A 13,661-nucleotide genomic window follows, 5' to 3' on the forward strand; every position below is an offset into this window, starting at 1 on the left:
TGAACATCGCCCGATGACGCAAGCGCTTCCCTCCAGCCTGATCGTGATCCCTTGCCTGAACGAGGCAGCCCATATCAGTGCGCTTCTCGGCCAGCTTTGCCCGGCGGCGGCAAGGCTTGGCGCCCGGATCGTCGTTGCCGATGGCGGCAGCACGGACGGCACGCTGGCCATTGTCGAGCAGATCGCCGCCAAGGACCCGCGCGTTGTCCTGCTTCACAACAAGCGGCGCATCCAGAGCGCGGCGATCAATCTCGCCGTCGGCACTTTTGGCGAAGGTGCGGAATATCTCATCCGCATCGACGCGCATGGCGGCTATCCCGACGATTATTGCGACCGGCTGCTCGAGGAGGCGCTGGCCACATCAGCCGATTCGGTCGTGGTTTCGATGCTGACCAGTGGCAGCGGCGCCGTGCAGAAATCGGTCGCGGCGGCGCAGAATTCGAAACTCGGCACCGGTGGTTCCAAGCATCGTCACCTCTCCGCTGGAGAATGGGTCGACCACGGCCATCACGCGCTGATGCGAATATCGGCCTTCGGTGCTGTCGGCGGCTATGACGAGACCTTCAGCCACAATGAGGATGCCGAGCTCGACTACCGGCTGCGGCAGGCCGGCTACAGGATCTGGATGAGCGGCAAGACGCAGATGGTCTACTATCCGCGCGCCTCGCTTAAAGGCCTCTATTTCCAGTATCTCGGCTATGGCCGCGGCCGCGCCAAGAATGTGCTGAAGCACCGCGTCATCCCCAAGGTCCGGCAGATGGTGCCGCTGGCGGTCTTCCCGCGTAGTTCTTCTGGCGGCCTTCTCCTTCGTGCACTGGATCGCGGCTGTGCCGCTGCTGATCTGGGCTTCGGTCTGCCTCGGGTATGGGCTGGCGACGGCCATTCGCCAGCGCAATGCCGATATCGCGCTGACCGGCGTCTCGGCCATGGTCATGCATTTCGGCTGGTCCGTCGGCTTCTGGCTGCAGCTTCTCGGCCTCGGCGCGCGACGCGGGGTGGCGTGATGGTGGCCCAGACCAAGAACCGCAGCATCGACATCGGCGTGTGCACGTTCCGCCGGCCGGAACTGGCCGACACGCTGCGCTCGCTCGCCGCCATGGACATGCCTGAGGGCTTCGATATCAGCGTCATTGTCGCCGACAATGACGACACGCCGAGCGCGCAGGCATTGGTGACGGCGCTGTCGCAGGAATTGGCGCTGCCGATCCGCTACCGGCATGCCCCGGCGCGCAACATCTCGGTCGCCCGCAACGCTTGCCTCGATGCTAGCGAGGCGGATTTCCTCGCCTTCATCGACGACGATGAGACTGCCTCCGCCCGTTGGCTGGCCGAGCTGGTGGCGACGGCCGAGGAGAGTGGTGCAACGGCGGTGCTCGGCCCGGTGCGGGCGCTCTACCGCCCTGATGCGCCCGAATGGATGCGGCGCGGCGATTTCCACTCGACCTTGCCGGTCTGGGTACGCGGCGAGATCCGCACCGGCTACACCTGCAACGTCCTGCTGCGCATGCGGTCGGACAGCCTGCGCGGCCGTCGCTTCAGCCTGGCGCGCGGCCAGACCGGAGGCGAGGACACCGAACTCTTCGATCAGATGGTCAAGGCCGGCGGCCGCATCGCCTTCGCTCAAGAGGCCTGGGTGGACGAGGTGGTGCCGCGCTCAAGGGCCGCGTTCGACTGGCTCGGCCGCCGTCGCTTCCGTGTCGGTCAGACGCATGGTCACCTGTTGGGCAGCAATGCGCGCGGCATCGGGTTGATCAAGCATGTCGGCCTTGCCGCGGCAAAGGCGGCCTATTGTTTCGCCGCGGCCCTTCCGGTGGTCGCCAGCCCGGTGCGCAGGAACCGCAGCGTGCTGCGCGGCATCATGCATGTCGGCGTCGTCAGCGGCCTTGTCGGCGTCCGCGAACTCCGCCTCTACGGTCAGTCGTCACCTGGGGAAGGAGGCAAGCGTGCAGCCTGACGTTTCCCCAACCTCCGATGTTTCAGTCCCCGATGTTTCCTTTGTCATCGCCGCCTACAATGCCGAGGCGACGCTCGACCGCGCGATTGCCAGCGCCATCGCGCAGAAGGGCGTCAGCGTCGAGATCATCGTCGTCGACGACCAGTCGCGCGACGCCACGCTCGATGTGGCGCGGGCCTACCCGCAGGACATTGTGCGCGTCGTCGCGCTCGCCAGGAATCGCGGTCCCGGCGGCGCCCGGAATGCCGGGCTCGACGTCGCCCGCGGAAGATGGGTCGCGGTTCTCGATTCCGACGATGCCGTCTTCCCCGGTCGCATCGCCGCCATGATCGGCCGCGCCGAAAAAGCGGGTGCCCAGATCGCCGTCGACAATCTCCAGGTCATCCGCGAGGACGGTGTCGTCGAGGATGCGATGTTCCCAAGGCGGTATCTGGAAGACCTGAGCGAGATTTCGCTGGCCACCTACATCGCCGGCAACGTGGTCTTCGAATCGAAGTTCAACCTCGGCTACCTCAAGCCGATCTTCCAGCGCCGGTTCCTGGACGAAAACCGGCTTCGCTATGACGAGAAACTGAGGATCGGCGAGGACTACATCCTGTTTGCCGAGGCGCTCGCCAAGGGCGGCAGATGCGTGGTCGAGCCTGAGATCGGCTACGCCTACCATATTCGCAGCGGTTCCATCTCGCGTGTGCTCGAGCTTCACCATGTCGAAGCGATGCGCAAGGCGGATGCCGTATTCGCTCAAACCCATCGGATGGACGAGGCGGCCCAGGCGGCCTTTGCCCGGCGCGGCCGCAGCCTGCGCAAGGCAGCCTCCTTCCTGGCGATGGTCCAGCACATCAAGGCGCGGTCCCCGCTCAAGGCGATCCGGACGGCGCTCAGCGACCCGGCGGCGGTCAGGCATATGGGCATGCCGATCGCCGTGCGGTTGCGACGAGTAGCGGCACAATTTGCCGTGGGGGCGGGGAGGTGAAGATGCAGGCACATGGAGGGATTTTTCGTGGCCTGTGAATGGACTGAAGTCGATCTCCTCAGAAGGAATTTGCGATGAAGAAAATCAGGAAGGCCGTGATACCGGTGGCGGGGCTTGGAACACGGTTCCTGCCGGCGACCAAATCGATGCCGAAGGAAATGCTTCCGGTGGTCGACAGGCCTGTCGTGCAATATGCGGTGGACGAGGCCTTCGAAGCCGGCATCGAGCACATCGTGTTCGTGACCGGCCGCAACAAGGCGGTCATCGAGGACTATTTCGACCTGCATCCGGAATTGATCGGAACCCTGGAGCAGACCGGCAAGAAGACCCAGCTGGAGGCGCTCGAAAGCATGCTGCCTGTGGCCGGCGCCACCTCCTTCATCCGCCAGCAATCCCCGCAAGGCCTCGGCCACGCCGTCTGGTGCGCCCGCGAGGTGATCGGCAATGAGCCCTTCGCTTTGCTTTTGCCAGACATGGTCTCCTTCGGCGGGCGCGGCTGTCTGACCGAAACCGTCGACCTCTATGAGCGCACCGGCGGCAACGTCATCGCCGTCGAACGCTGCGATCCGAGCGAGACCAACAAATACGGCATTGTCGGCCGCGGCGCCGAAATCGGCGGCGGTTTCGAGGTCACGGCCATGGTCGAGAAGCCTGCCCCGGCCAACGCGCCGTCGAACTTCTACATCAACGGCCGCTACATCCTGCAGCCCGAGATCTTTGCGCTGCTGGGCAATCAGCAGCGTGGCGCCGGCAACGAGATCCAGCTGACGGACGCAATGGTCCGGCTGTCGAAGGATCAGCCGTTCTTTGCTCAGCCTTTCCTGGGCCGCATGTTCGACTGCGGATCCAAGGAAGGCTTCATCCAGGCCAACATCGCCTTCGCGCTGGCGCGCAACGACATGAAGGGCCCGGTTTTCGAGATGCTTCAGGAGTTCGTCCGGTCGCATGAACGCCAGGAAGAAGCCGCATAATGCCCATCTTTCGGGAGTATTGCCGGATGGCCGGCGGCGAGAGGCCGACAGGCCCCGTCGTCTGGCATGAAGCTTGCGTTGCTTTTGGCAATGCTCCCGATCGTTGAGGCGCTGCAAGCCCAAGCATGATCCCGGAAAGTGGCTCCCGGTTTCCGGAAAGGTCATGCTTAGAACTGAGACAGGTCGTGATCCCGGAAGTTTTCGGAAAAGATCATGCCCAAACAAAGAGATAGAGCCTCAACCCGATGGTCGGGAACGCAACGGGCTCTGGGATTGGACCGACGATGAATTATGCCAATTTTCCTCTCGACAAGAGGATGCCATTGCCGAATTCGGACGCAGGAAACGGCGAAGACTTCATCGATATCGAGCGGCTGCTTGGCATGGCTGCGCGGCAGGCCAAGGTGGTTGCCGTGTGCGCCGCCATCGGTCTTTTCCTGGGCATGCTCTATCTGCAGACAACGCCGCCTAAATATGTGTCGGTTTCGAGCGTCTTGATCGACGAGGGCCTGAACAAGATCGTCGACGATATTTCGGCGGCGTCGACGACCATGCAGACCGATTCCGCCATTCTGAGCCAGATCGAGATCCTGACCTCGACGCGGCTCGCGGCGGTGGTCGTCGACAAGCTCAAGCTCGCCCAGAACGATGCGTTCATGAACCCGCCGCAGTCCGCGCTTGCCCAAGGCGTCGGCCTGATCCGCGGCCTGATCCAGTATGTCCGCCCTAGCCCGCCTATCCCGGGCATGGGTGACATCAGCAAGCTCGACCCCGCCACCCGCGATGCGCTGATCGCCACGTCGAGCCGCGACTATGCGATCCTCAAGTTGCAGAACGAGATCCAGGCGGATCGTGTCGGACGAAGCTACGTCATCGCGCTTGGCTATCAGGCGACCGATCCGGGCCTGGCGAAAGCGATCACCAAGGCCTATGCCGACGCCTATCTTGCCGATCAGCTCGATGCCAGCTTCGACGCGACCGAGCGCGCGGCGGTCTGGCTGCAGGGCCGGCTGACGGAACTGCGCGAAAGCTCGCAGCAGGCATCGCTGGCTGTCGAGAAGTTCAGGGCAGAACACGGCTTGTCCGCCAACAGCGATGGTCAGCTGATGAGCGACAAGCAGCTTGCCGACCTCAACGCCCAGCTCATCGTGGCGCAGGCCGACACGGCGCGCGCCAGCGCCCGCTACCAGCAGTACAAGTCGATCGTCGACAGCGGCTCGGACAATGCCTTCAAGGATGCCGCCATTTCGAGCGATCAGCCGAGCAGCTCGGTCATTTCAGCGCTCAAGACCCGCTACCTCACCGTCGCCAAGCGCCAGCAGGATGTCGAGGCGAATTTTGGTCCCGACCATCCGCAGGCCGTGGCGCTAGCCAAGGAAAAGGCCGACATATCGAAGCAGATTTTCGGCGAGCTCAAGCAGCTCACCGAAAGCTATCGCAACGAGTATGAGGTGGCGCTGGCGCGCGAGACCGCGCTCAGGGCCAATGTTGCCGCCGCTCAAGGCAAGAGCTCCATCGACAACCAGTCGCAGGTCCAGTTGCGCGACCTCGACCAGAAGGCGACGGCGCTCACCACGCTCTATCAGACGTTCCTCGGCCGCTATGAGGAAGCCGCGCAGCAGCAATCCTTCCCGGTCGGCAAGATCCGCATCATCTCGGACGCCTCGACGCCGCTCTCGGCCTCGAGCCCGCGCACCGTCATCGTGCTCGGACTTTCGCTCGTGCTCGGCGTGCTGATGGGCGCCGGCTTCGGCGGCCTCAACGAGTTCAACGAGCGGTTCTTCCGGACCGGCGAAGAAGTGCGCGACCGTGTCGGCCTCAAATTCCTCGGCTATCTGCCGACCATCGGCAGCAGGCCCGCCAAGGACGACAAGCAGACCGACGCTCTTCCGGATGCCAAGACAGCGAGGTCGCCGGCGGCCATCGAAAGGCGGGCGCGCATGCGGGTGAGCATCGACGCGCCGGCATCGATGTTCTCCGAAACGCTGCGCAGCGCCAAGATCGCCTTCGATGTCGTGATGGAAGGACAGGGCAGCCGAGTCGTCGGCGTCATCTCGGTGCTTCCCGGTGAAGGAAAGTCGACGGTCGCGGCCAATCTCGCCGGGCTGCTCGCCGCCAACGGCGCCAGGACGCTGCTCATCGACGGTGACCTGCGCAATCCGGGCCTCAGCCGCAGCCTCGGCATGGAGGCCGAGCAGGGTCTCATGGAAGCCGTGGTCAACGGCCAGACCTGGCAATCGGTCGGCAAGATCGACCGGCAGACCAAGCTCGCCATCATCCCCGCCGTGCTGCGCGGCAACTTCTCGCACACCAGCGAGCTGTTGTCCTCGGCCGGAATGCGGCGCTTCATCGAGAACGCCAAGGAGACATTCGAATACATCGTCGTCGACCTGCCGCCGCTCGGGCCGGTGGTCGATGCCAAGGCCTTCGCGCCGCTGGTCGACGGCTTCGTGCTGGTCACCGAATGGGGCCGCACGCCGCGCGCCATGGTCAGGTCGATGCTGGAATCCGAACCCTATGTCGCCAACAAGATCGTCGGCGCGGTGCTGAACAAGGTCGACCTGAAGAAGCTCGCCAAATACGGATCGTTCGGCGCTTCGGAAAAATTCTTCGACAAATATTCGAGCTACTATCTCGACAAGTCCGAAGTGCGCAGCAAGGCGACGGTCTGATATCGGTCCACCGTCTCTGGTGAGGCCAGCCGTGTCATCACGGCTGGTGACGGCCTTGGCTACGCGGCCTTGAGGCGGTAACGGAAGACGGTGTGGTCGAGCAGCAGCCTTATGCGCGGTTCGGCTTCCGTTGCCACAAGCCAGCTTGCCGCGATCATCGTCGCACCGACCACTGCCATCGACAGGAGATAAGGCACTCCGGCACGGACCATCGCCCCGAGCATCGCCGCGCCGACGACGTCGTGGATCAGGTAGAGCGGATAGGTCATCAGGCCGATCCGGCGCCAGCCGCTCCAGCTGAGGTCGAGCCGCAGCGACCACGCCATAAGCGCGATCGCGACGAGGAAGATCAGGATCGGCGGTGCATAGGGCATCACGGCATTGACCTTGATGCTGTGGACGTCGACTGAACTGGCGATCTGCAGCACGCCCCCGCCGAGGAACAGCAGGCAGAAGCGGAGGCGAGGCACCGTTGGCGCCTTGAACCGGATCAGCCACAGCAGCACGCCGACGGCGAAGAAGCAGCCGTGATGCACCAAAGTGAGCTGCAGCAGCCGCGTCTCGGCGAAGTCGGCCCAGCCGAGCGGATAATAGAGGCACCAGAACAGCGTGCTGACCAGGCCGATGACGATGGCGACCGGCTCCATCAGATCGAAGCGACCAAGCCGCAGCAGGATCCAGACGATGGCGTAGAAGGCGATCTCGATGCCGAGTGTCCAGTAGACGCTGTCCACCCAGGGACCATAGGGCGCGAACAGGCCGGTGCGGACCAGCCTGACCACCGCATCGGTCGGCCAGCTCAGGCCGATGGCAAGAAGCAGCACGGCGGTGACCGGTGCGCAGATCCAGACCGCCGGCGCCAGTCGCTTCACCCTGGCCTCGAAGAACCGCAGCGGCGTCGACTTCTCGGCGCTGAAGGCGATGACGAAACCGCTGATGACGAAGAAGATCTCGACGCCGACCCATCCGGATCCGACCCAGGCGCCTATGCCAGGCTGTGCCGGCATGCCGCCCGTGGCTTGTGCCGAAATGCCATCGGGATAAGCCCACACCCAGAAGCCATAGTGGTAGACCATGACCAGAACGGCGGCGAGAAACCGCAGGATGTCGACGCCGCCAAACGTGATTTTTTGCTGAGCCATACCGCACCGTCGGATGGCCCCCCGCGAGACACTGTAGGGTGGCTTGCTGCATTGCACAACAAAAGTATTGCTTTCCGATCAGGATTGACCAACCGGCAAGGACAGACTGTGCGAAACCACTCGCCGCATCAGCCTCAAATCCCGATCCCGCGCGCCTTCATCGCAGCGGTGATCTCGTCGAGGATGGTCGGGTCGTCGATGGTCGCCGGCATCGTCCATTCTTCCTTGTCGGCTATCTTCTGCATGGTGCCGCGCAGGATCTTTCCCGACCGCGTCTTGGGCAGGCGTTTGATCGTCACCACGGTCTTGAAAGCGGCGACCGGCCCGATTCGCTCGCGCACCAGCGCCACGACCTCCTTCTCGATGGTGCCGCCGTCGCGAGCGACACCGGCGTTCAGCACCACGAAGCCGAGCGGAATTTGCCCCTTCATCGCATCGGCGATGCCGACGACGGCGCATTCGGCGACATCGGGATGGGCGGCCAGCACCTCTTCCATGGCGCCGGTCGACAGCCGGTGGCCGGCAACATTGATGATGTCGTCGGTGCGGGCCATCACGTAGAGATAGCCGTCCTCGTCGATCATGCCGGCATCGGCGGTCTTGTAGTAGCCGGGAAACTCATCGAGATAGGCCTGGCGGAAGCGGGCGTCGGCGTTCCATAGCGTCGGCAGGCAGCCGGCCGGCAGCGGCAGCTTGACCACGACATTGCCGAGCGTGCCGCGCGGCACTTCATGGCCGGCATCGTCGAGCACGCAGATGTCGTAGCCCGGCATCGGCACGCCGGGCGAACCGTATTTCACCGGCAGCAGGCCGAGCCCCGCAGGGTTGATGGTCATCGGCGAACCGGTCTCGGTCTGCCACCAATGGTCGATCACCGGCACGTTGAGCTTCTGCTCCGCCCATTTGATGGTTTCGGGATCGGCGCGTTCGCCGGCGAGGAACAGCGTGCGGAATTTCGACAGATCGTATCTGGCAACGAACTCACCCCGGGGATCCTGGCCCTTGATCGCCCGGAACGCCGTCGGCGCGGTGAACAGCGCGACCACGCCATGGTCCGAGATGACCCGCCAGTAGGTGCCGGCATCAGGTGTGCCGATCGGCTTGCCTTCGAACAGGACGCTGGTGCTGCCATGCAGCAGCGGTCCGTAGACGATGTAGGAATGGCCGACGACCCAGCCGACATCGGACGCTGCCCAGAACACTTCGCCCGGCTTGACGCCGAACTCGTTTTCCATCGTCCATTTCAGCGCGACCATGTGGCCGCCATTGTCGCGCACGATGCCCTTGGGCTGGCCGGTCGTGCCTGATGTGTAGATGATGTAGAGCGGGTCGGTGGCCAGCACCGGCACGCAGTCGACATTGGCGCCGGCCGCCCGTTCGCGCGCGACGGCGTCGGCATAGTCGATGTCGAAATGCTCCTTCAGCTCGCAGCGCAGCTGGTCGCGCTGCAGGATCAGGCAGGCGTCCGGCTTGTGGCGGGACATCTCGATCGCCTTGTCGAGCAACGGCTTGTAGGCGACGATCCGGCCCGGTTCCAGGCCGCAGGAGGCCGAGATGATTACCTTCGGCTTGGCATCGTCGATGCGCGTGGCCAGTTCATGCGAGGCAAAGCCGCCGAACACGACCGAATGCACGGCGCCGATGCGGGCGCAGGCGAGCATGGCGATGGCCGCCTCCGCCACCATCGGCATGTAGATGATGACGCGGTCGCCCCTGCCGATGCCCCGGTTCTTCAGCACCGAGGTCAGCGCCACCACCTCGCGCTTGAGTTCGGCGTAGGTGAATTTTTTCACCGTTCCGGTGATGGCGCTGTCATGGATCAGTGCGATCTGGTCGGCGCGTCCGCCGGCGACATGCCGGTCGATGGCGTTGTAGCAGGTGTTGCAGGTTGCGCCGGTGAACCAGCGGCCATAGACGCCGGCGGTGGCGTCGAACACCTTGTCCCAGGGCGAATACCAGTCGATGGCGCCGGCCGCGTCCGCCCAGAATTGTTCCGGGTCGCGTTTCCATCCGTCATAGACCTCATGATAGCGTGAAGCCATCCGTACCTCCCCAGGAAACCATTTGCCGTCTTTGCCAACAGCCTATGCTGTTTTTTCCGGCGCTGTCTTCCCTGATTTTCGTATGAACCGATCCCGGCTTGGCCCCTTGCGCGCCGTATCGTGAAGTGAAGTCTTCTCGGGAGAGGGATCTGAGCGATGCGCCATCCAGCATCGATCGTGGCAAAACCGGTGTTTGCGCTGACGATCGGCGCGGTGCTCGCGATCTCCACCGCAACTGCCCTGGCCGGAGATGCCGCGGCTAGGCGCATCATCGGCTTTTCGCCTTCCGGCAAACCGGCGGTGATCGTCGTGCTGCTGCAACGCTTCAGCCAGGGCTTCGAAGGGCGCGACCACCGCTTCATCGCCGTGACCGGGCAGCCTCGTTGAGAAGCCGGCCGATAGCCGTCTAGAGAGGTTCACCGTTTCACGGAAACGGCGACACTTTCTAACTCTTTGTTTTTTTACGCAATTCCGTGCGGAAAACCGGTTCCCACTTTTCCTGGAATTGCTCTAACAAACGGTATTCAGGGGACGAAATGCCGGCCGCACTAGATCGGCAGGGCCACAAGCATGAGGCCTACGCCGCCGAAGATCAAAATGGCTGCCGCCAGCGCTTTCCGATGACGTTCGAAAGTCGTCGGAGCCCGCTCCCAGTTGTAACGCATACGCTATCTCCCCAAAACCCCGGGGAGTCCTTACCTTACTTAGGGGAAGAAAAGCAACGGTCCGGCGAGTCGACGCAGGCTTCGTGGTGACGACTATTTCTGGGGTGATTCCCGCTGAGGGCAGGTGATGGCGTATAGATCGCCATTCCCAACGGAAGCGCTATGGCTCTTTCCCGGGAGAATCGCCGCGCATTCGAATTTCTACATGCCCCAACGCAGCGCCGCCGTGTGGACAGGCGCGTCCCACCAGCCGGTCATCTCGTCATCGAGCATGGTGAGCGTGATCGAGCAGCCGGCCATGTCGAGCGAGGTGACGTAGCTGCCGACCAGCGAACGGATTATCGTCACGCCGCGCTTCTCGAAAATCCGCCGCGCGCTGTTGTACATCAAATAGAGCTCCATCAGCGGCGTGCCGCCGAAGCCGTTGACGAACAGCAGCGCCGGTCCTTTCGCTTTGTCGCCGAGATCGCCCAGGATCGCGGTACAGATCTCCTCGGCGATCGCGTCGGCGCTCTTCAAGGTGTCGCGCCGGCGGCCGGGCTCGCCATGGATGCCGACGCCGAATTCCATCTCGCCGTCGCCGATGTCGAAGGTCGGCTTGCCCGCCGCCGGCACGGTGCCGCTGGTCAGCGCCACGCCCATCGAGCGGGTGGCGGCATTGACGCGCTCGCCCAGCGTCTTCAGCACCGGCAGTGCCAGGCCATGCTCGGCAGCCGCGCCGACGATCTTTTCCACCACCAGCGTGCCAGCGACGCCGCGCCTGCCGGTCGTGTAGGACGAATTCTCGACGGCGACATCGTCATTGGTCACCACCTGCAGGACGCCATCAGACATTTCGGCCGCCATGTCGAAATTCATCACGTCGCCCTCGTAGTTCTTGACGATGAACAGGCAGCCGGCGCCGCTGTCGACGGCCTGCGCCGCTGCCAGCATCTGGTCCGGCGTCGGCGAGGTGAACACCTGGCCGGGGCAGGCGGCGTCCAGCATGCCATGGCCGACAAAGCCGCCATGCAGCGGCTCGTGGCCCGAGCCGCCGCCGGAGATCAGCGCCACCTTGCCCGGCCGCAACGTCCTGCGGCGGACGAACTTGTGCTCCTCGCCAAGCACGAGGATATCGGCGTGGGCGGCCACGAAACCGTCGAGGCTCTCGGTCAAAACCGTGTCCACCGCGTTCATAAATTTCTTCATGGCGTCCTCCCAAACAGCCCGGCAAGAAACGGTTAGCTGCCACCCTTGCCGGCGATGCTGGTGATCTTCTGGATGAATTCGTTGATCGCCCGGTCGAGCGCCGCATTCTGCTTGTCGTCGCCGAAATCCGGCACGACAAGCGACACATGCCGCGTCTTGCGCATGCCCGCGGCGATCGACATTTTTCCCGGATGCGCCTGATGGTAGGCGGCGAGAAACTGATCCCGCTCGGCCGGACTGAAATGGCAGACGGAAAAAATAGCCGGCAAATGCTTGGATGGAATGGGCACCGTATAGGCCGGGCTTGAAATCTGCGTCACGAAGCTACGGTGCTTGCCGAGCGCGTCGGCAAGGCGCTGGCGCATGCCGGACGGGCGCTGGTCTATGACCTGCGACAGGATCGTCTTGTAGGCGCGGATCGCCTCTTCGGAACCGGGTTCGGGTTTGATGTCAACCATGCCGGCCGCGCCTAGACCGATACATCCGCGATGGCCGCCTTGGCCATGGCGAGTTGCGCCGGCGCGACGGACAGATCGCGCAGGCCGGCTTCGAGCAGCGACGGGATCGCGGCCGGATCGCCGCCGGCATCGCCGCACAGGCTGACGGGAATGCCGTTTTCCCGTCCGAAGGCCGTGACCGAGCCGATCAACCGCAGCACAGCGGGATGACGGACCGAATTGAGATGGGCCACAGCAGCGTTATCCCGCGCGGCCGCCATCACATATTGCGTCAAATCGTTGGAGCCGATCGAGAAGAAGGCGACGCCGGCGAACGCCTCCGGCGCGATGGCCACCGACGGCACCTCGACCATGATGCCCAGCGGCGGCATCTTTTGGGTGACGCCACGCGCGGCAAGGACTGCCTGCTCTTCGCCGAACAGAGCGGCTGCGCGTTCATATTCATCGGCCATGGCGATCATCGGAAACATCACCCTGAGATTGCCGTGCGGCGCGGCGCGCAGCAATGCCCTGATCTGTACGCGAAAAATGTCGAGCCGTGCCAGCGACAGCCTGATGCCGCGCAAGCCAAGGAACGGATTGCCTTCCTCGACGGTGAAGCCCGGCACCGGCTTGTCGCCGCCGGCGTCGACGGTGCGGATCGTCACCGGTTTTTCGCCTGCCCATTCCAGCACCTTGCGATAGGCGCGGTATTGCGTCTCCTCATCCGGCAAATTCTTGCCGAACAGGAACTCTGTTCGCATCAGCCCGACACCGTCGCAGGTCGCGATGTCGATGCCGTCGACATCGGACGGATCGGCGATGTTGACCTGCACGCGCACCGCTGTGCCGGTCTTGGTCACCGCCGGCCGCGCCAGAAAACGCCGGACCACGCCCTGGCGGGCGACGAAGGAAGCGGACGACTGCCGGAACGCGCCGATCTCAGCCGGCGAGGGCGCCAGCACGATGCTGCCATGCTCGGCGTCCAGCAGTGCCATGCCGGCAAGATCGGCAAGCGGCTCGCGCAGTCCCACCACCATCGGCACGCCACGCGAGCGCGCCAGCATGGCGACATGGCTGGCGGTGCTGCCCGCCTTCAGCGCGATGCCGCCGCCATGGCTCCAGTCGGTTTCGAGAAAGCGCGTCGGCGCGATGTCCTCGCCGCAGAGGATGGCACCGGTAGGCGCTGTGCTGTCGCCGTCCTCGGTCAGGGCGCGCAGCACCTGGTCCCTGATATCGCGCAAATCCGTGGCGCGGGCACGGAAATAGTCCTGGTCGGAGGCCTCGTAACCGCCGATCTCGGCATCAAGCGCCTCTCGCCATGCCACGTCGGCGGTCTGTCCGGAAGCGATCGACGCGAAGGCCGGGCCGCTCAAGGCGTCGTCTTCCAGCATGGCAATGTGGAATTCGAGTATGCCGGCGGCGTCGCTGTCGGCGGCCTCCGCCATGGCGGCAAGCCGGCTAACTGCCGTGCCGATCGCGGCTTCCAGCGACGTCTTCTCTTCCGTAGCGGTGGCTTTGCCTGCGTAGACGGCGGGCGGCCGGTCCAGGTCGAACAGCGGCCCCTCGGCATAGCCGGCCGAGGCCGGAACGCCCTCAATCCGCATGGCCCGCATT

10 protein-coding genes and 1 pseudogene are annotated in these 13,661 nt (G+C 64.1%); 6 read left to right on the top strand and 5 right to left on the bottom strand.

Annotated elements, in window-relative coordinates:
• The first annotated feature begins 13 nt into the window (after positions 1–13).
• The 5 genes and pseudogenes from ACVILI_RS07420 (at position 14) to ACVILI_RS07440 (ending at position 6,570) form a co-directional block, all read left to right on the top strand.
• Positions 14–1,004 (top strand): annotated as a pseudogene (locus tag ACVILI_RS07420) (glycosyltransferase family 2 protein).
• Positions 1,004–1,954 (top strand): glycosyltransferase, encoded by a 951-nt coding sequence (locus ACVILI_RS07425; RefSeq protein WP_038651754.1) that lies wholly within the window; start codon positions 1,004–1,006, stop codon positions 1,952–1,954. The pseudogene ACVILI_RS07420 and the gene ACVILI_RS07425 overlap by 1 nt, the downstream one beginning before the upstream one ends.
• Positions 1,944–2,927: a glycosyltransferase family 2 protein gene (locus tag ACVILI_RS07430; protein ID WP_038651757.1), complete on the top strand. Its 984-nt coding sequence runs from the start codon at positions 1,944–1,946 to the stop codon at positions 2,925–2,927. Before ACVILI_RS07425 ends, ACVILI_RS07430 begins: the two co-directional genes overlap by 11 nt.
• Before the next feature lie 74 nt (positions 2,928–3,001).
• Positions 3,002–3,898, top strand: a complete 897-nt coding sequence (locus tag ACVILI_RS07435) for a UTP--glucose-1-phosphate uridylyltransferase (protein WP_038651759.1) — start codon at positions 3,002–3,004, stop codon at positions 3,896–3,898.
• A gap of 284 nt (positions 3,899–4,182) precedes the next feature.
• Complete coding sequence (locus tag ACVILI_RS07440; RefSeq protein WP_038651763.1) at positions 4,183–6,570, top strand: polysaccharide biosynthesis tyrosine autokinase; 2,388 nt, start codon at positions 4,183–4,185, stop codon at positions 6,568–6,570.
• Between the two features lie 59 nt (positions 6,571–6,629).
• Here ACVILI_RS07440 and ACVILI_RS07445 read toward each other — a convergent pair whose 3' ends face one another.
• Complete coding sequence (locus ACVILI_RS07445) at positions 6,630–7,712, bottom strand: acyltransferase family protein (RefSeq protein ID WP_240564585.1); 1,083 nt, start codon at positions 7,710–7,712, stop codon at positions 6,630–6,632.
• Positions 7,713–7,846: 134 nt separating this feature from the next.
• A complete protein-coding gene (locus tag ACVILI_RS07450) occupies positions 7,847–9,754 on the bottom strand; it encodes a propionyl-CoA synthetase (protein WP_038651768.1) in 1,908 nt (635 codons plus the stop codon).
• Positions 9,755–9,910: 156 nt separating this feature from the next.
• On the opposite strand from ACVILI_RS07450, the gene ACVILI_RS07455 reads away from it, so the two are divergent.
• Positions 9,911–10,141, top strand: coding sequence for a hypothetical protein (locus ACVILI_RS07455; protein ID WP_038651769.1), 231 nt, complete (start codon positions 9,911–9,913; stop codon positions 10,139–10,141).
• A gap of 479 nt (positions 10,142–10,620) precedes the next feature.
• Here the strand turns inward: ACVILI_RS07455 and dhaK are convergent, their stop codons facing one another.
• Genes dhaK through ptsP form a run of 3 tightly spaced genes read right to left on the bottom strand, consistent with a single transcriptional unit; the run spans position 10,621 to position 13,651 of the window.
• Positions 10,621–11,607 carry a dihydroxyacetone kinase subunit DhaK gene (gene dhaK / locus ACVILI_RS07460; protein ID WP_038651771.1) on the bottom strand — a complete coding sequence of 329 codons (987 nt, stop codon included), beginning with the start codon at positions 11,605–11,607 and terminating at the stop codon, positions 10,621–10,623.
• 32 nt (positions 11,608–11,639) lie between these two features.
• The gene (locus tag ACVILI_RS07465) at positions 11,640–12,065 is read right to left on the bottom strand and encodes a hypothetical protein (protein ID WP_019862863.1); all 426 of its coding nucleotides are present in this window, start codon (positions 12,063–12,065) and stop codon (positions 11,640–11,642) included.
• A gap of 11 nt (positions 12,066–12,076) precedes the next feature.
• A complete protein-coding gene (gene ptsP / locus ACVILI_RS07470) occupies positions 12,077–13,651 on the bottom strand; it encodes a phosphoenolpyruvate--protein phosphotransferase (RefSeq protein ID WP_027047684.1) in 1,575 nt (524 codons plus the stop codon).
• Positions 13,652–13,661 lie beyond the last annotated feature (10 nt).

Source organism: Mesorhizobium sp. USDA 4775, from assembly GCF_054062655.1.